Raw genomic sequence first — 16,928 nt, 5'->3', positions numbered from 1 at the left:
CCCGGCCCGCGCGCGGGCTTCGGGAGCCGGTCAGGTGGACCTGGGCGAACGGCCGGACGGGTGCGAGGCCCGACTCAGTTCACCGCGTACCCGCTGAGGCCGCCGCCGGCGATCGTCGTGATGCCGCTCAGGCCGGTGACCTGGGCCGGAGTCGAACGGTTGGTGGTCGTGCCGTTGCCGAGCGCGCCGGCGGCGCCGGATCCCCAGGCCCGGACGGTGCCGTCACGGCGCAGCGCATACCCGGTGTAGGCGCCGGCCGCGATGGCGGTGGCCCGGGTCAGACCGGAGACCTGGACCGGCGTCGGGCTGTCCGTCGTGGTGCCGTTGCCAAGCTGGCCCTCGTAGTTGTATCCCCAGGCCCAGACCGTGCCATCACTGCGCAGCGCGTACCCGCTGTTGCTGCCGGCCGCGATGGCGGTGATCTGGGTCAGGCCGGCGACCGGCACCGGAGTCAGGCTGCTCGTCGTGGTGCCGTCACCAAGCGCGCCGAAGCTGTTGGAGCCCCAGGCCCAGACCGTGCCATCACTGCGCAGCGCATATCCCCGGTACACACCGCCGGCGACGGCGGTCACGTCGGTCAGGCCGGAGACCTGGACCGGAATCGGGCGATCGGTGGTGGTGCCGTCACCAAGCTGCCCGGCGTTGTTCTCTCCCCAGGCCCAGGCGGTTCCGTCGCTGCGCACCGCGTACCCGGTGTGCATGCCGCCGGCGACGGCGGTCACGTCGGTCAGGCCGGAGACCTGGACCGGAATCGAGCGGTTGGCGGTGGTGCCGTCGCCGACGGAACCGTCGCTGTTCTCCCCCCAGGCCCAGGCAGTCCCGTCGCTGCGCACCGCATACCCGTTGTGGGCGCCGGCCCCGACAGCGACCACGTCGACCAGGTCGTTGACCTGCACCGGAGTCAGGCGGTCGGTGGTGGTGCCGTCACCGAGCTCGTTGTGTGAGTTGTCACCCCAGGCCTGGACGGCGCCGAAGGCCATCGCATACCCGGTGCCCTCGCCGGCCGCGACGGCGGTGAGTTCGTCAATGTCCAAGACCTGGACCGGTGTCAGGCGGCCCGTCGTCGTGCCGTCGCCGAGCTGGCCCTGGCCGTTGGCACCCCAGTCCAGTACGAAGCCGGGCCCGGTCGCGGCAGCCGTCGGGGCCGTGGCCAGGACGATCACCCCTGCGACGGCCAGCGCCGCCGAGCACATCCCTGTTCGCCATTGTCGCTGAGACATGTCTGCTCTTTCTGCCTGAAGGACGAGCCACATCCTCTGTGGCCACTCTATGTACTATTCGTAGTACACAGAGTGTTGATCCAGTTCAAGCATCTTGACCAGGCGTGCTCGCGTTGCGCCATTACGTTGTCGCCCAGGCGGGACAGGACGACCAGAACCCGGGCTACGGCATCCGCCACGGAACGGTCGACGATGCGGCGTGATCACGGGAGCCCTGAGGCTCGTCCGGCCAGATACCGGGGTGAATGGTGGCGGAGCGGGCTGTGTCCGATCGCCGGGATGCGCGCGTGATGTGACGCGGAGGCGGCGGCACCCGAAAGTCTCCGGCAGGACCGCTCCGGTCCGGCCGTGCCCCTCACGACATGGTGGGACCGGGCGGTCTTCTGGCGGGACCGCGGAGTGTCAGGCGGGCTCCACGATCATCCAGGCGATGGTCGACGCGTCGGACGAGGAAGCCGATGTGATCGTGAAGCTCGTTCCCGCTGTTCTCGCGGAGACAGCCATCGCCTGGGGCGTGCCGACCCCGGACAGGTTCTGTGGCGTCAGGTAGATCCTGCTGTTCGCGGTGACGGCGCTCGTGGAGACCGTGGCCGAGCCGCTGGACAACGTGGCGGCGCCGAGGCAGGCGTTGGTCCCTTCCTTGACCAGGAGCCCGTTTCCAGCGTTACCTACGATCAGGTCGCCATCCGTCTGGAAGGTCACATTGGCGGCGAGTTTTCCGCTCCCGTTCCGCTGGAGTGTCACGTCCTCGGCCGCGCCGAAATCGAGGCCGTCCTTGGCGGCCCCCAATCGCAGACGTTCGGTGCCGTCCTCGCTTCGGATCCTGGTCGCGAATCCCTTGATGTTCACGTAGGACCCGCCGCTGCCCGAGTCGACGGTCATCTCGCCACCGGCGCCGCCCGTACCGTTGTTGAGCCACTGGTTCGCGCTGATGGACCCTTCCACCGTCGATTCAAGGCGCGCGAAGTACACCACCTGCGACGTGGTCCCGTACAGGGCGAGCCCGTTGTACAGACGCATTTCTCCCGCGGACGTGACGCTGCCGGACGCGGGTCGGCCAAGCGTGACCGTCACATTCGCCCCGCTGGCCGTCGCGGCAGCCGACATGGTGGCCTGCGTGGGCGACACGACAGCCGCGATCGTCGTTGCGCCCGGGATGCCGGTACCGCTGATGGAGAGACCCACGTCGTCGGCCCGGAACCCCGCGCTCCCCGACGAGACGGTCGTCGAGCTGTTGGTCGTCGTGAAGTCGGCGAACACCTGGCGACGCCCCACAGAGAGTGCGGCAAGCGCCAGGAGGTCCTTTCTGAATTCAAATGGCGTTCCACTCGTCGCGTCCACGTACGGCGCGTTCGTCGACTCGTCCAGGCCCAACAGGTAGTAGCCGCCAATGCTGTCGTCGCGGTCGACGATCACCTCGTTGGTGTGGACGGTCGGATTGAATGCGTTGCCCTGGGCATCGATCATCGCACGCGTCGAAAGCCACTTGGTCCGCTGGCTCATCGCCCGGTAGAACGTCCCCTGGTCACAACCGACGCTACTCGCGTAGGAAATCAGGTTGGACACCTTGGTCAGCTGCCCCGAGTCAATGGAGCCGTGGTGGAAGAGGACGACGATGCTGCGGTTGGCCACAGCCTCGTCGATGTACCCCTTGATATCCGACTCGGACGGAGCAAGGATGTCTATGCCCGGGACGTTGAACGGATCCGGCGCGTTCTGGCTGACGACGCCCCGGCTGCACCGGAAGTACTCGTGCCGATGGCTGACTATTTCTTTTACCCGGCCGTTCGCCGACCCACCCGGATAGGAGCCCGTCTTGACCGAGAAGCCGAATTTCGTTTGAATCTCGCCGATGGCGGCGCCAAGCAGGAGGTCGAGCGCCGCTGGACCATAGGTCAGGTAGTAGCTCGTAAGATCTTCATGGTTCTTGCCATGGGTGGCGATCTCGTGGCCGGCGGCGACGATGGCTTCGACCTGAGACGTCGTGATGTAGGCGTCCCCGTATACCGGGGATGTCCCAGCCTGGTCCACCCAGTCGACCGACAGGAAGAAGGTTCCCATGATCCCACTGGAGGCGAGCAGGGAGAAGTATCCCGCCTGGGTGTCGTAGCCATCGTCGCCAGCCCAGACCACGAATGGTCCAGGCACATCGGGCGTCAGACTGACTGGACCGACGTCGAACTGCATGTGATTCCCCCAAAGAAACGCGCTGTTGTAAGCGCTTTTCGTGAAAATGCACGAATGTCGCCATGACCAACAGCAATGTCCTCCCGTCCCGGTTTTTTCTGGATGCCCGCATTTGGCCTGGATACCCTCGGTTGGCAAGGGGAGGATGGCCCCGGGCGGTGGTGCCGACACGGCGGGGGCGCGGGCACGGTGGACGTAGCGGTAGCGGCTGTCCCAGGCACCAGGCACCAGGCGGCGGCGAAGCCGGCGCCGGCGTCGAGGGGAGTTCGGAGCGTCCGACCAGGTGGGGAGGCCGTGTACGCGGGAGGTGGTCGGGTCGTGGACCGGGCCGGGCAGCCCTTCGCTACTCAAGATCATCTGATGAGGTCCCCTGCGTCTGCGGACAGGGCGGGCGGGTCAGGGCGGGGCCGATGCGCTGGCCGTGGGTGGGTGTACCCGGCGCCGCACGCATGATGGGGCCGCGTTTCCGCCCGTCGTTCTGGCCTTGGGACGGCGGGCCGTCCAGGCGCCAGGTCGGTGGCCTGGACGGCCACTTACATTGATCTTGATGGCGTGCCAAGAAGCCCGGTCACCAGGAAGGTGGCCGGGCTTCCGACACGGTCACGAGGGTCCAGCTGATCGCCGGATACGGTGGATACCGCGCTTGCGCAGCAGCGCCTTGACCGCCGTTTGGCCGATCGAGTGCTGCTCGGCTAAGAGCGCGCACCGTGGTGCCGCCGGTGGCCGCGATGTCTGCCCGCGGGGCGAGCCCGGGACCCCCGGTGCGGGGCTCCGCGCCGCGATACGGACTGGAATATTCGCGGCGAAGGTGCACTGGCCTGGCTGTCAGGCGCTTTCCTTGCGGCGTGAGCCACTGCAGGGGCCACCACCGCCGCCGCGCCCGTCAAGCGCAGCGACGGTCTGGTCAGTTCGGCGTGATGCCGGCCTCCCGCGGTGCTTCCGCGGGAGGCCGTGGAGCCGTCCTGAGCGCCCTTCGAGCGGCGTACCGGCCCGCCGGCTCAGTTGGCGGACCGGCCGGCCGGGAGAACCGTGATCACGCCCATCATCGGCGTGCCGAAGTTGCCGCTCGCGTCCTGGATGCCGCCGTCCGGCCCGGGCGCCACCGGCTGGTTGAACTGATCGAGGTGCGAATGGAAGCGGCAGTAGTAGACGAAGTTGCCAGGCTTCCGGAAGGTCAGAGTGAACAGACCGGGCTTGCCATTGTTGTCGTCCGTGCCGAGAATCAGGTGATTGACACCGAGGTTATCGGTGGTGGTGAACGCGTCGTCGGTCACCACCGTGTGGTTGTCGGTGTCCTCATTTCTCCAGGTGACCGAGTCGCCGGCGCGAATTGTGAGCCCGAACGGTGTGAAGCGGTCCTCCCCCGGTATCGTGACAAGATGGTTGCGCCCGACCTTCCGCTTCTCCTTGTCCGGCCACGGCCAGTTCCAGTCCCAGTCCGCCTGGCTGGCCGAACTCGTGGCAGCGCCGAGGCCAGCCGCCCCCGGCGCTGAGCTCGCGGCGGCGGGAGTCGCCATCGCGGCTACCGTCCCGCCTGCCATCACCAGTCCACTGATGATGGCGGCCAGTCGTACCCGTCGCATTCCCCCCACACCCTTTCAATGAATCCGGAACCCCGGTGCGTCTGAAATGACGGCATCACGTCGTCGACGTGTTCGACCACCCGGTCGAACCCCAGCCGGCTCGTCGCCAGCCACGGCCGGGCGGCCGAACTGATGCGCCGTTCGGACCCTGGCATGCGGGCGAAGGGTCTCGGGACTCCGACACGATCGAAAGGACGTACGGCGGCGCGCCCATTTCTGGAACCGCTGGCCTTGTTGCATTTAGCCTGTCCGGACGGGCCTGGTAACAGGCGCGCGTCCTTGGCCGCTACCTGAACCGGTCGCAGTGGCTCCACGACCTCCGCGCGGCAACAGGCGCCGAGTCAGCCCGCTCACGCGTTCCCGGATGTGACCCAAGGTCCGTCTGTGCCGAATCGCCTGACCCCACCTGGCAACACGGGAGTGGCACGGACACGCATGCGCAAATCCTGAACCAGCACCCTCGGCCGCACCGAGTCACCGTTTTGAGACGGCGGTGGAGGAAGCCTGCGACCGAAATCCGGCCGCCTTGACCGGCATTCGTGCCGGCCCGGGTCAGGAAGCGCGGCGCCGTCGCGCGCTCCGACTCCGCCTTCTCGGGGAAGACCTGCGGTATATCGATACCACTGCGGCTACCGGCTTTCGGCGGCGAGCGGGGCCGGCCAGGGGAGGTCGGCCGGACGCAAAGGCTTCCAGCCGAGGGTACGGGCGCTTACGGCGGCGAGCAGGCCGGCGACCGTGGCGGAGTTCTGGATCTCGCCGGCGTGCACTCGCGCGACGGCCTCGTTCAGGTCCAGCCACTCGGTGCGGAAATCGGCCTCCTCGAACTCGCCAGCCTGTCCGAGCTCGTAACGCTCGGCTTCGGGCACTACGGAGAGATCGCGGGCCAGGTAGACGCGGGCCAGCTGATTGACCGCGCCGGGCGACACGCGCATGTCCGCGAGGATGTGCCAGGTAGCGGCCCGCAGGCCGGCCTCCTCGTACAACTCGCGCTGGGCCGCCTCGAACGGCGTCTCCCCCGGCTTGTCGGCCAGTCCGGCAGGCAACTCGATCAGGAACCCGCCGACCGGGTGCCGGTACTGCGAGAGCAGGAAGACCCGTCCGGCGTCGTCAAGCGCCACGATCGTCACCGCGGCCGGACGGTCGAGCACGGCTCGCTCGGCGACCTGGCCTCCGGGCATCCGGACGTCGTCGACACGCAGGGACATCACCTTGTCCGCATAGACCGGCCGCGACGCGACCGTCTCGTAGCCCGCGCTCATCGCGTCCAGATCCTCCTCGGAATGGGTGCCGTGCGGCTTCATGCTCTCAACAGGCCTCGACTGCCCGACGAGACCCGGTCCCGCCCCGGCCGGCCTGGTTGCCGAACCGCCCTGGGCCCAAGCCCCGGTGCGGGTCCGTCATGCTTCTGGCCTGGGGGTTCACGCGTGAGCGTGATGAGCCGTCGGCCGGGCTGCCCTGGCCACGTGGGCGGGATGACGAGGGGCGACCAGCATGGGCGACGGCTACGAGACGGTGCATTCGCGGCTGGTGCACGAGAACCACATCATGTCGATCCGGGTCGAGCAGGTCCGGATGCCAGGAGGCCAGGTCGCCGAGCGGGACGTCATCGATCGGATGGGTGCCGTGGTGATCGTGGCGCTCGACGACGCCGGGCGGGTCTTCCTGCTCTCGCAGTACCGGCACCCGGTGGGCGGGTTCGTCGTCGAACTGCCTGCCGGGCTGCTCGACAAGCCGGATGAGTCGCCGTTCGAGGCAGCCCGGCGGGAACTGTATGAGGAGGCCGGGCTGCGCGCGAGAACCTGGCACACGCTGCTGGACCTGCGACTGACCCCGGCGGCCATGAACCACCGGGTGCGCGTCTATCTGGCCCGCGACCTGACCGTCGTGCCGGACGGCGAGCGTTACGAGCTTGGCCAGGGCGGCGAGTTCGAGGAGGCGGACTTCCGGTCCGAGTGGGTCGACCTCGGCGAAGCCGTCGGCCGGGCACTCGCCGGCGAGCTCCAGAACGACGCCGCCGTCGCCGGCCTGCTCGCGGCGGCCGCCGCCCAGGCCGACCGCTGGCGTTCGCTGCGTCCCGCCGAACTCCCCTGGCCACCCCGCCTCGTCACCGGGGCCGGCACTTCGAGTACCTAGCGCCGGGTCCGCCGAGGTCGGCCCGCCAGCTTGATCGCCGTTTCGGCCTCGCTTGGTCACAAAACCGCCGCGATTACGACCACGCGAAGGCCAAAACAGCGATCTTGCCGGTCTCAGGACGCGGCCGGTCTCGGGACGCGGCCGACCTCGGCGGACCCGGGCGCAGGACGGCCCTAGGCCCAGAGCTGGCCTTCGAGGGCGGCTTCGGCTTCCTCCAGGGTGCCGGCGTAGGCGCCGGTGGAGAGGTACTTCCAGCCGCCGTCGCAGACGATGAAGGCGATGTCGGCGCGCTTGCCGTCCTTCACGGCCTTCTCGGCCTGGGCGAGCGCTGCGTGCAGGATCGCCCCCGTGGAGATGCCGGCGAAAATGCCCTCCTGCTCGACCAGCTCGCGGGTGCGCCGCAGCGCCTCCCGTGGCCCGACCGAGTAGCGGGATGTCAGCACCGACGGGTCGTACAGCTCGGGCACGAAACCCTCGTCGATGTTGCGCAGCCCGTAGACCAACTCGCCGTAGCGCGGCTCGGCGGCGATGACCGTGATCCCGGGCACCTGCTCCTTGAGGTAGCGGCCGGTCCCCATCAGCGTGCCGGTGGTGCCGAGGCCGGCGACGAAGTGGGTGATGGTCGGCAGGTCCTCGAGGATCTCCGGGCCGGTCGTCTCGTAGTGCGCCTGCGCGTTGGCCGGGTTGCCGTACTGGTAGAGCATCACCCAGTCCGGGTGCTCGGCGGACAGCCGCTTCGCGACGGCGACCGCCTCGTTCGAGCCGCCGGCCGCGGGCGAGTAGATGATCTCCGCGCCCCACATCGCCAGCAGCTGCCGGCGCTCGACCGAGGTGTTCTCCGGCATCACACAGATCAGGCGGTAGCCACGCTGGCTGCAGACCATCGCCAGCGAGATCCCGGTGTTGCCGGAGGTCGGCTCCAGCACGGTCGCGCCAGGGCTCAGCACGCCGCGCTTCTCGGCGTCCTGGACCATCCACAGCGCGGCCCGGTCCTTGATCGAACCGGTCGGGTTGTCCTGCTCCAGCTTCGCCCAGAGCCGCACGTCGGCGGATGGCGAGAGCCTCGGCAGGCCGACCAGCGGGGTTCGTCCTACCGAGTCCACCAGGGATTCAAAACGCATGCTCCGCTACCGATCCGTGTGGGCGCCGGGTCGGCGATCAGCCGCCGGCGACGGCGGGCAGGATGGTCACCCGGTCCAGAGTCGCCGGCATAATGGCGGAGCCGCCGGCGACGGCGGGCAAAATTGTGACATTGTCGCCGTCGGCGAGCTTGGCGTCCAGGCCGCCCAGGAAACGGACGTCCTCGTCGTTGATGTAGACGTTGACGAAGCGGTGCAGCTCGCCGGCGCCGTCACCGGAGATGAGCCGGCCGCGCAGCCCGGGGTGGCGCGTGTCGAGGTCCGTGAACAGCGCGGCCAGGGTGTCCCCCGAGCCGTCGACGACCTTCGAGTTGCCGGTGTAGCTGCGCAGGATGGTCGGCACGCGGACCTGGACTGCCATGGTGCTCCTCTTCTCAGGGGCCGCGGCCCGGCCGGGCTACGGCATCCCGGCCGGGCGGCCAGGCGCGGAACGATAAAGCTAACGAATGTGACGTCGCTCGGGGCTCGGCGGCCGGACCGGGATGGCCTGACCAGACGGCGTCGTGCGGTCAGAGCAAACGCCGCGAGCGCCCTCCAGTGTTCCAGGCTTGGCCGCCGCTGGGCGCCCGTCCGGATCTGGCCGTCGGGATCCGACCGTCAGGCGGGGCCAGCCGACCGGTCTTCAGCGCAGCGGCCAGGCCAGCCGGTGGGCTTCTCAGCCAGCGGCTGGGCGGCGCGGCCCGGCGGCGAGCGTCAGCGCACGCCAGGACAGCGGGCGCTGGCCACCCGCAGCAGGTCGACATGCAGCCGCGCGACCAGGAACAGCTCCGGAACGCCCACGGCCACGGCGGTGCGCGAGTGGCGGGGCGCGGTCATGACGCCATCGTTGCACATGTGTGACGCTTCGCGGGGTCCGACGACTGTGACCCTGGCAGACCAGGGACCCGGTGAACCTCGGGACCCTGGCAGCACTCCGGCCAGGCCCGGCGGCTCAGCCGATCTCGACCGGTTCCTCGGTGATGACGCCGTCGACGATCCGGAACGAGCGGAACTCGGTGCTCTCCGGCTCCCGGGTGGACGCCAGCACGTAGTGCGCGCCGGGCTCGGACGCGAACGAGACGTCGGTCCGGGACGGGTAGGCCTCGGTGGCCGTGTGCGAGTGGTAGATGACGACGGGCTCCTCGTCCCGGTCGTCCATCTCCCGCCACACCTTGAGCTGCTCCATCGAGTCGAACCGGTAGAAGGTCGGGGAGCGCTCGGCGTTCTCCATCGGGATGAACCGCTCCGGGCGGTCCGAGCCGAACGGTCCGGCGATCACACCGCACGCCTCGTCCGGGTGGTCCCGCCGGGCATGATCGATGATGGCCTCGTAGAGGGCGCGGTCGATGCGCAGCACGTCGACCACGGTACGACGGATCTGCCCCGCGTTGGTTCAGTCCAGGGTGCGGATCAGGTTGTCGACCAGGATGGTCAGCAGCTCGTACATCTCGATGACCGGCAGCCGCCTGTCGTCGGGGGGCAGCTCACCGAGCTCGTCGAGGTAGTTGTCGTCGGTGATCCCGAGCCGGGTCCCGAACACCAGCCGCAGGTCGTTCAGCGTCGTCAGCCAGTCCTGCGCCACCTCGTTGTCGAGGAGCAGCACCTCACCGGGGCCCGGCACGGTCGCGAGCACCCGGCGGGCCGCCGCGCGCTTGTGGGCCAGCGCGTCGTCGGTGCGGCGGCGGCGGAAGTCGCCCGACGCCATCGGGTCCTCGGGGTACGGGTCGGGCAGCAGCCGGGCCAGGGCCGGGTCCTCGGGCGGGGGCGGCGCGGTGTCGCGCAGGCCGACCAGCGCTTCCAGCGGGTCGTCGACCGGCGGCGGCTCCAGCATCCGGTCCATCTGCTTGACCAGCTCGATCAGCACCGAGCCCTCCCACTGGGGGAGGCGGAGCTCGATGCCGTGGCGCGTGCGCCGGAAGCTGTCCGGCAGCCGGCCGTACCCCTGCGCCACGTCCCCGTCCTCGTCCAGCGGTGTGCTCATGCGGGCCCTCAGTCCTGGCGGACGGTGGCCCACAGGCCGTAGGTGTGCAGGCGGGCCGCGTCGCGTTCCATCTCGTCGCGGGTCCCGTTGCTGACCGACGCCCGGCCCTTCTCGTGGACGTCGAGCATCAGCTTCTTCGCGGTCGGTTTGTCGTAGCCGAACAGCTTCTGGAAGACGTAGGTCACATACGACATCAGGTTGATCGGGTCGTTCCAGACGATCGTGACCCAGGGTCGATCGTCACTGAGCGCCTCTTCGATCTCCTCGACGTCTGCGGGTGAGACGGCGGTGGCAGTCACGGCACCTATTGTTACGCACCCCGCCCCTCTCTACCCGTCGGCTGGTGAACCTTCGACACGGTCCGTCGCGGACACGCGCCTCTCGGACACCGACTCCGCGGCGGTTCGTCAGACGGAACGGCGCAGCAGTGGGGGGTACAGCGCGGTCGCCGACCCCCGCCGGTAGAGCTGGGCCGGCCGGCCGCCACCGCGCGGCGAGCTGACGGCGCCGACCGGGAGGACAAAGTCCGGCGTGCTCAGCACCTTGCGGCGGAAGTTCGGCGGGTCGAGGCTCACTCCCCAGGCCGCCTCATAGACCCGGCGCAGGTCGGCGAGGGTGAACGGCTCCTCGCAGAAGGCCGCGGCCATCGGGGTGTACTCCAGCTTGCCGCGGGCGCGCTCGACCCCGTCCGCGACGATGCGCGGATGGTCGAAGGCGAGGGTCGGCCCGTCGGGTGAGCCCAGGTCCTCGACCGGCCACCAGCGGGCCTGCTGCCCCCGGCGGCCCGGCTCCGGCTGCGGCAGGTTCGGCAGCAGGGCCAGGTAGGCGACGCTGACGACCCGGGTGCGCGGGTCGCGGCCGGGGGCGCCGTAGCTGTACAGCTGCTCCAGGTGGCCGGCCGTCGTCACACCGGTCTCCTCGGCGAGCTGGCGGCGGGCCGAGTCGTCCAGGTCCTCGTCGGCGCCGACGAAGCCGCCGGGCAGCGCCCAGTAGTGCGCGAACGGGTCCTCGTCGCGCTGGATGACCAGGACGCACAGCCGCCCCGCCCGCAGCGTGAGCAGGACCACGTCGACGGTGACGCTGGTCGCCGGCGGCTCTGGACTCACGGCGTTCAGCTTCTCGCACGGCGTCAGGGATGCGGCACCGAGGTGATGACCGGCAGGCAGGGGTGGCCGAAGGCGACGTCGCGGGCCCGCCGAGGCAGGTCGGCGATGGCGGCCCGGTGGTGGTCACGGGCCCGGCGTAGCCCGACCGGGCCAGTCACCGTCGGGTCGATGATCGCCCCGTCGCGCACCAGCTCGACCAGCAGCGGCCGGTCGCGGCCGGGGCCCGCGAGGCTCCCAGCCACCGGGGGCGCCTGTTCGGCCGGCCCGTCCAGGGAGGACGGAGCAAGCCCGTCGGCGGTCTGGCTCTGGCCGCGCGCCGCGGCGTCGCCACCGCCGGGACGTTCACCGGCCGGCAGCACGAGGTCGACGACGGCGACCCCGCCGGCGTCGTGCCGGCGCAGCACGTCCTTGCGGCCGCCGCGGGTGCTCTTGCCGACGGACGTCTTCGCGACCGGCCGGCCGTCGATCTCGACAAGCTTGTAGACGAAGCCCGCGGTCGGCGCGCCCGAACCGGTGACGAGGCTGGTGCCGACGCCGTAGCCCGCGGCCGGGACGCCGGCGAGCCTGGCGATGCTGTGCTCGTCGAGGTCGCCGGTGACGATGATCCGGGTCTCGGTGGCGCCCAGCGCGTCGAGCTGGGCCCGGGCGGCCCGAACGCCGGCGGCCGGGTCACCGCTGTCGATCCGGATCGCGCCGAGACCCGGTCCCGCCGCCGCGACGGCCGCGGCGATGCCCGCCTCGGTGTCGTAAGTGTCGACCAGCAGCGTCGTGTCGACGCCCAGGGTGTCGACCTGGGCCTCGAAGGCTTCCCGTTCGGTGGGGTGCGCGAGCGTGAACGCGTGCGCGGCGGTGCCGTTGCTCGGCACCCCCCAGCGCCGGGCGGCCTCCAGGTTCGAGGTGGCCGCGAAGCCGACCAGGTACGCGGCCCGGGCGGCGGCGACCGCGGCCTCCTCATGGGTGCGCCGGGAGCCCATCTCGATCAGTGGCCTGCTCCCGGCGGCCTGCACCATCCGGGCACCGGCGGCAGCGACGGCACTGTCGTGGTTCAGCACCGACAACGTGAGCGTCTCCAGCAGCACGCATTCGGCGAACGGGCCCTCGACCACGAGCACCGGCGTGCCGGGCAGAAAGGGCTCCCCCTCCGCGAAGCCGCGAATGTCGCCGGAGAAGCGGTAAGCGGCCAGCCAGTCGGCGGTGGCCGCGTCGACGACGCCGCTGCCGGTGAGCAGGCTGAGCTCCTCGGGACCGAACCGGAAGTCCGCGAGCGCGGCGAGCAGCCGGCCGGTGCCGGCGACGACGCCGTAGCGGCGGCCGGCGGGAAGCGAGCGGGCGAACACCTCGAAGGTGGCTCGCCGGTGCGCGGCGCCGGACTTCAGCGCGGCGCGCAGCATGGTCAGCTCGTAATGATCAGTGAGAAGCGCCGTGGACATCCGAACCAGGTTAGGTACCCGCGGCCCGCGATGCGCCACAAAGGTTCGAATTCGGGCGTGACTGCGACAGATCGGTATGAGGGGGCGCACTGGGCCCAGGGCCGGGACCATGACCTAGTCACGCCGGGGCGATAAATCGCACGAACCGGCCGAAAAGGTCATGACTGGGTGTCCTGCGGGCGGCCCGGTGTCGCGCGGCCGAGGGTCGAGCGGGGCCGAGGTCGAGTGGTCCCGTAGATGCGGCCAACCGAGCACACAGGTAGATCACGCCCGACACGGGCCGTGGGCGTAGAAAGCCGGGCGGGATCGGGCAGGCTAGGACGTGCACGGTCCGACCGGGGCGTGGGCTGATGAACAGGTCACATCATTCGCCCAGCACCGAAGTGCCGCGAGCGCGAGGTGGCCGCCGCGAACCCGAGCAGGGACACCCGTGGTGGCGTGCGATCGTGACTGTGTGCATGGCAACTATGCGGGGGTTTTTCTCGTCGTGGTCGGCGGGGCCCTACTTGCCCTACTCGTCATGGGACGGAGGGCCGGCCGGAGCCTCGCGCGGGACGTCTGGGGCCGGATGAGGCTGCTGCGCTGGATCGGAGTGGCGATTGTGATCGTCGTCGCACTGACTCTCGCGGGCGTGATTCCGGGCCGGTAGACCGGACAGTCCACAAAGATCTGCACGATTTATGCCAGTGAGTCCGCAGATGCACCACTAGCTAGGCTCACGTCCCGTAACCAACGTCCTGCCGCTACGACCCGAGAGGATCCCGGGTGACCGGTCAGACCTGGCTGTGGACACCGCCACCGCCGAGCCCTGTTCCTGTCGGTGTCGGGCAGCTCCTCCGTGCCTACCGGCAGGCGCACGGGCTCACGCAGCAGCAGCTCGCGGACCAGCTCGGGTTCGACCAGTCCTATGTGTCCAAGGTGGAGAGCGGCCGTCGGGCGATCCACGACATCTCCACGCTGCGCCACATCGCCCGCCACCTGGAGCTCGCGCCCGAGGACGTGGGCCTGGCCCCCGGCACGCTCGCCGAACGGCGCCGTGAGCCCGGCCGGGACTCCCTGTCCGAGCAGGCCACGGCCAGTCAGCGGGGCTGGCGGGTCACCCGGGACACCCTCAACCGCAACCGGATCCGGCTCGCCAAGGCGGCGGCCGGGCTCTACCCGGAGGCCTACCGCCTCTGCCCCGGTCTGCTGACCAGGCCCGGCTGGATCTGGCCGCAGCCGCTGGACATCAGCGAGGTCGGCCTGCGCTGGGCCGACGAGGTCTCCGAGCCGGCCATCACCGGCGGTGAGCCCGAGACCGACGGCGCGCGCCCGCTGATCGCCGACGGTGGCCCGTACGTGCGCTACCAGCGCTACACCCGCGCGATGCGCGACCTGGACCGCCCGACGCTGTTCGAGAACCGGCTGAGCTTCCGCCTGGTCGACATCGCGCGTGACGACGTGAGCCCGGCGCTGACCGGCCAGCCGGCCGACGGCGGCCGGCCACTGCTGTCCTTCGGCCACACCACCTACTTCGACGCCGTCGACGTCTGCGAGACGGTCGCGCACGAGACGGCCGCCGCGATGATGTCCAGCGGGCTGTCCTGGCCGGCGCTGCCGTTCCGCCGCCGGATCGGTGACCCGTTCGACCTGGCCGCCCGGCCGGTGCTGCCGTCGATCAACACCCTGACCATCCGGGTCGACCGCGGCGCGGCGAGCTTCCTGCTGCACCGGCGCAGCGCCGGCTCGGTCGCCACCGCCGGCGGGGTCTACCACGTCATTCCCGCCGGGGTGTTCCAGCCGTCCGGAATCACCCCGGTCCACCATCGGGCCGACTTCGACCTGTGGCGCAACATCATGCGCGAGCTCTCCGAGGAACTGCTCGGCAACACCGAACATGACGGGAACTCCTCGACCCCGATCGACTACGCGGCCGACGAGCCGTTCCGGGCGTTCGACGAGGCCCGCCGGGACGGCCGCATCCGGGTCTCCTGCTTCGGCGTGGGCATCGACGCGTTGACGCTGTTCAGCGAGATCCTGACGGTCGTCGTCATCGAGGCCGACACCTTCGACGGCATGTTCGCCGAGATGGTGCACAGCAACGCGGAGGGCTCCGTCGTCTCGGCCGGGCCGAACCGCGCGGTCGCCGAGGGCATCCCGTTCACCTATGCCACCCTGCGCCGGCTGATCGACAGCGAGCCGCTCGCGCCGGCGGCCGCCGCCTGCCTGGAGCTCGCCTGGCGGCACCGGGAACTACTACTGCCTGGGCTGCGGCTGCGAGCGGCGTCCTAGGTTGCCTCCCTACGGGGGCGGCATGCGGGTCCTGGTCACGGGAGCCGGCGGGTTCATCGGGGCTGTTCTCACCGACCTGCTGGCGGCCCGGGGCGACCAGGTCACCGCGCTCGTACACGGCCGCGAGGGCGGCTCACACCTGGACCACGCGTCGGCGACGGCGGGCGAGCGGCCGCCGGCTCGCCGGCTCGCGCCGGGCGTCGAGGTCGTCGCCGCGGACCTGCTCGACCCGCGTTCCCTGCTGGCCGCCCGGCTGGACCGGGGCTTCGACGCCGTCTGCCACCTGGCCGCGCTGACCCGGGTCCGCCAGTCGGGCGCCGAGCCGCTGCGGTACTTCGAGACCAACGTGACGGGCACCGTCAACCTGCTGATCGCGCTCGACCGTGCGGTGGCCGCCGGCGGGCCGGCGCCCGCCGTGGTGTTCGGCTCGACCGGCACCGTCTACGGCGACCCGGGCGGCGGGCCCATCCCCGAGAGCCAGCGGCCCGAGCCGGGCCACCCTTACGGCGCCTCGAAGCTCGCCGCCGAGCTGGCCATCACGCACCAGGCCGCGACCGGCCGGATCGGCGCCATCGTCCTGCGGTCGTTCAACGTGGCTGGCGGCGCGGCGGGGCACATCGACCGGGACGTGTCCCGGATCATCCCGGCCGCGCTGCGGGTCGCCGACGGCGCGGCGGAGTCCTTCCGGATCAACGGCGACGGCGAGGCGCTGCGCGAGTACGTGCACGTCGCGGACGTGGCGGCGGCGTACGCGCTGGCCGTGGACGCGGCCCGTCCGGGCGATTTCCGGGTCTACAACGTCGGCGGGGCCGGTGTGACCGTCAACGAGGTGCTCGCCGCGGTCGAGCGGGTCACCCGCCGCCCGGTCCGCAAGGTGACCGGGCCGCCGGTGATCGAACCGCGCACGCTCGTCGTGGACAGCAGCAAGCTCCGCAAGGAGCTCGGTTGGGAACCGCACCGCTCGACGATCGACCAGATCATCGCCGACGCCTGGGCCTGGTCACGCACGACGGTCACCGAGGGTCCCGCCTCACTACTGTGAGGACAGTCACAACTGGGAGCGTTTCCGCGCCCTGGAGCGTCCCGAGTGGCTTCACTCAGTCACTCTGACGTCGCCCCAGCTGACGACCGTCGTCACGCCGATACTTCTCGGCGACCCCAAGGGCACACATCACCAGCTCCGCACACTAATCTGGCGTCTAACGGCTGGCGATCTCATCCACGTACGCGCGTCTGGCGCGTCGTGGCGGGGGTCACCTTGGCGGAAGTCAGCGGGGCGCGCCCGCCCGGCTTCCGGATGAACACGTTCCTGGGGGAACACAGTGGACGAACAGAGCGCTGGCGCGACCGGGTCGCGGTCCACCTCGCGGTTGGTGGTGGACGTCGTCCGGGCTCTTCGCGGCTGGGTGGTGATCGCCGCCGGCGGGGTGCTGCTGCTCAGCTGCTACCTGGGTGTCTCGGCGGAGAGCGACCCTGGACTGCAGCTTCCTTACCTGGCGTCCGGTGGGCTGACCGGGCTTGCCCTGGTCCTCATCGGCTGCGCCCTGCTGATCGCCGACCGGATCGAGGCGACCCGCGGCGGCGGCGCCTCGGCCGCGCAGGCACGGCTGGCCGAGCAGGTCGACGACCTGCACGCGCTGGTGGTGGCCGCGGCGAACGCGACGCCAGGTGCACCGGCCACGGCCGTCGCGGCCCCGGTCGCCCTCCCGGCGCCGACGCCCGCACCGGCCGCGGCCGACGACGGCTCGGTCTACGCGGTGTCGGGCGGTCGCACGTTCCACCGGCCGGGCTGCGAGCTTCTCGCCGGCAAGTCGGCGCAGCGGGTCGAGCCGTCGCAGGTCTCCGCGCGTGGGCTGTCGCCCTGCTCGGTCTGCGCGCCAATCCTGGTCGCCTGACCCG

Annotated in this window: 17 protein-coding genes; 5 read left to right on the top strand and 12 right to left on the bottom strand. The window is 70.6% G+C overall.

Translation table 11 applies throughout. The features are described 5' to 3' along the window. Positions 1-74: 74 nt before the first annotated feature. From I6A60_RS04335 to I6A60_RS04320, 4 genes are all read right to left on the bottom strand, one after another. Positions 75-1,220, bottom strand: coding sequence for an RCC1 repeat- and reductase domain-containing protein (locus I6A60_RS04335; protein WP_238434724.1), 1,146 nt, complete (start codon positions 1,218-1,220; stop codon positions 75-77). Positions 1,221-1,622: 402 nt separating this feature from the next. Then, the gene (locus I6A60_RS04330; protein ID WP_203020336.1) at positions 1,623-3,407 is read right to left on the bottom strand and encodes a polysaccharide deacetylase family protein; all 1,785 of its coding nucleotides are present in this window, start codon (positions 3,405-3,407) and stop codon (positions 1,623-1,625) included. 998 nt (positions 3,408-4,405) lie between these two features. Next, on the bottom strand, positions 4,406-4,990 hold the full coding sequence (locus I6A60_RS04325; protein ID WP_203020335.1) for a plastocyanin/azurin family copper-binding protein: 585 nt from the start codon (positions 4,988-4,990) through the stop codon (positions 4,406-4,408). 629 nt (positions 4,991-5,619) lie between these two features. Next, positions 5,620-6,291, bottom strand: a complete 672-nt coding sequence (locus I6A60_RS04320) for an NUDIX domain-containing protein (protein WP_238434723.1) — start codon at positions 6,289-6,291, stop codon at positions 5,620-5,622. Positions 6,292-6,481: 190 nt separating this feature from the next. On the opposite strand from I6A60_RS04320, the gene I6A60_RS04315 reads away from it, so the two are divergent. Further along, a complete protein-coding gene (locus I6A60_RS04315) occupies positions 6,482-7,123 on the top strand; it encodes an NUDIX domain-containing protein (protein ID WP_203020333.1) in 642 nt (213 codons plus the stop codon). 173 nt (positions 7,124-7,296) lie between these two features. On the opposite strand, the gene I6A60_RS04310 is transcribed toward I6A60_RS04315, so the two are convergent. From I6A60_RS04310 to I6A60_RS04280, 8 genes are all read right to left on the bottom strand, one after another. Continuing rightward, positions 7,297-8,244, bottom strand: coding sequence for a PLP-dependent cysteine synthase family protein (locus tag I6A60_RS04310; protein WP_013426953.1), 948 nt, complete (start codon positions 8,242-8,244; stop codon positions 7,297-7,299). A 37-nt stretch (positions 8,245-8,281) separates the two neighbouring features. Then, positions 8,282-8,623 carry a MoaD/ThiS family protein gene (locus I6A60_RS04305; RefSeq protein WP_203020331.1) on the bottom strand — a complete coding sequence of 114 codons (342 nt, stop codon included), beginning with the start codon at positions 8,621-8,623 and terminating at the stop codon, positions 8,282-8,284. 332 nt (positions 8,624-8,955) lie between these two features. Then, the gene (locus tag I6A60_RS42670) at positions 8,956-9,078 is read right to left on the bottom strand and encodes a putative leader peptide (RefSeq protein WP_255545198.1); all 123 of its coding nucleotides are present in this window, start codon (positions 9,076-9,078) and stop codon (positions 8,956-8,958) included. Positions 9,079-9,193: 115 nt separating this feature from the next. Next, on the bottom strand, positions 9,194-9,598 hold the full coding sequence (locus tag I6A60_RS04300; protein WP_374113358.1) for a Mov34/MPN/PAD-1 family protein: 405 nt from the start codon (positions 9,596-9,598) through the stop codon (positions 9,194-9,196). Positions 9,599-9,634: 36 nt separating this feature from the next. Then, positions 9,635-10,222 (bottom strand): DUF2017 domain-containing protein, encoded by a 588-nt coding sequence (locus I6A60_RS04295; RefSeq protein WP_203020329.1) that lies wholly within the window; start codon positions 10,220-10,222, stop codon positions 9,635-9,637. An 8-nt stretch (positions 10,223-10,230) separates the two neighbouring features. After that, a complete protein-coding gene (gene clpS / locus I6A60_RS43340) occupies positions 10,231-10,521 on the bottom strand; it encodes an ATP-dependent Clp protease adapter ClpS (protein WP_203020327.1) in 291 nt (96 codons plus the stop codon). Between the two features lie 108 nt (positions 10,522-10,629). Further along, positions 10,630-11,328 carry an NUDIX domain-containing protein gene (locus I6A60_RS04285; RefSeq protein ID WP_203020325.1) on the bottom strand — a complete coding sequence of 233 codons (699 nt, stop codon included), beginning with the start codon at positions 11,326-11,328 and terminating at the stop codon, positions 10,630-10,632. A 23-nt stretch (positions 11,329-11,351) separates the two neighbouring features. Further along, positions 11,352-12,758 carry a nicotinate phosphoribosyltransferase gene (locus I6A60_RS04280; protein ID WP_203020324.1) on the bottom strand — a complete coding sequence of 469 codons (1,407 nt, stop codon included), beginning with the start codon at positions 12,756-12,758 and terminating at the stop codon, positions 11,352-11,354. A gap of 454 nt (positions 12,759-13,212) precedes the next feature. Here I6A60_RS04280 and I6A60_RS04275 point away from each other — a divergent pair, with 454 nt between their 5' ends. From I6A60_RS04275 to I6A60_RS04260, 4 genes are all read left to right on the top strand, one after another. Next, positions 13,213-13,407 (top strand): hypothetical protein, encoded by a 195-nt coding sequence (locus I6A60_RS04275; protein WP_203020322.1) that lies wholly within the window; start codon positions 13,213-13,215, stop codon positions 13,405-13,407. Between the two features lie 116 nt (positions 13,408-13,523). Beyond that, the gene (locus I6A60_RS04270) at positions 13,524-15,029 is read left to right on the top strand and encodes a helix-turn-helix domain-containing protein (RefSeq protein ID WP_203020320.1); all 1,506 of its coding nucleotides are present in this window, start codon (positions 13,524-13,526) and stop codon (positions 15,027-15,029) included. A gap of 22 nt (positions 15,030-15,051) precedes the next feature. Continuing rightward, positions 15,052-16,071 carry an NAD-dependent epimerase/dehydratase family protein gene (locus I6A60_RS04265; RefSeq protein ID WP_203020318.1) on the top strand — a complete coding sequence of 340 codons (1,020 nt, stop codon included), beginning with the start codon at positions 15,052-15,054 and terminating at the stop codon, positions 16,069-16,071. Between the two features lie 280 nt (positions 16,072-16,351). Continuing rightward, positions 16,352-16,924: a hypothetical protein gene (locus tag I6A60_RS04260; protein WP_203020316.1), complete on the top strand. Its 573-nt coding sequence runs from the start codon at positions 16,352-16,354 to the stop codon at positions 16,922-16,924. Positions 16,925-16,928 lie beyond the last annotated feature (4 nt).

Origin of the sequence: Frankia sp. AgB1.9, assembly GCF_016786355.1 — a bacterium.
Classification (GTDB): domain Bacteria; phylum Actinomycetota; class Actinomycetes; order Frankiales; family Frankiaceae; genus Pseudofrankia.
The sequence above is the reverse complement of the archived record's forward strand: the minus strand, read 5'-3'. Positions and strand labels throughout refer to the sequence as shown.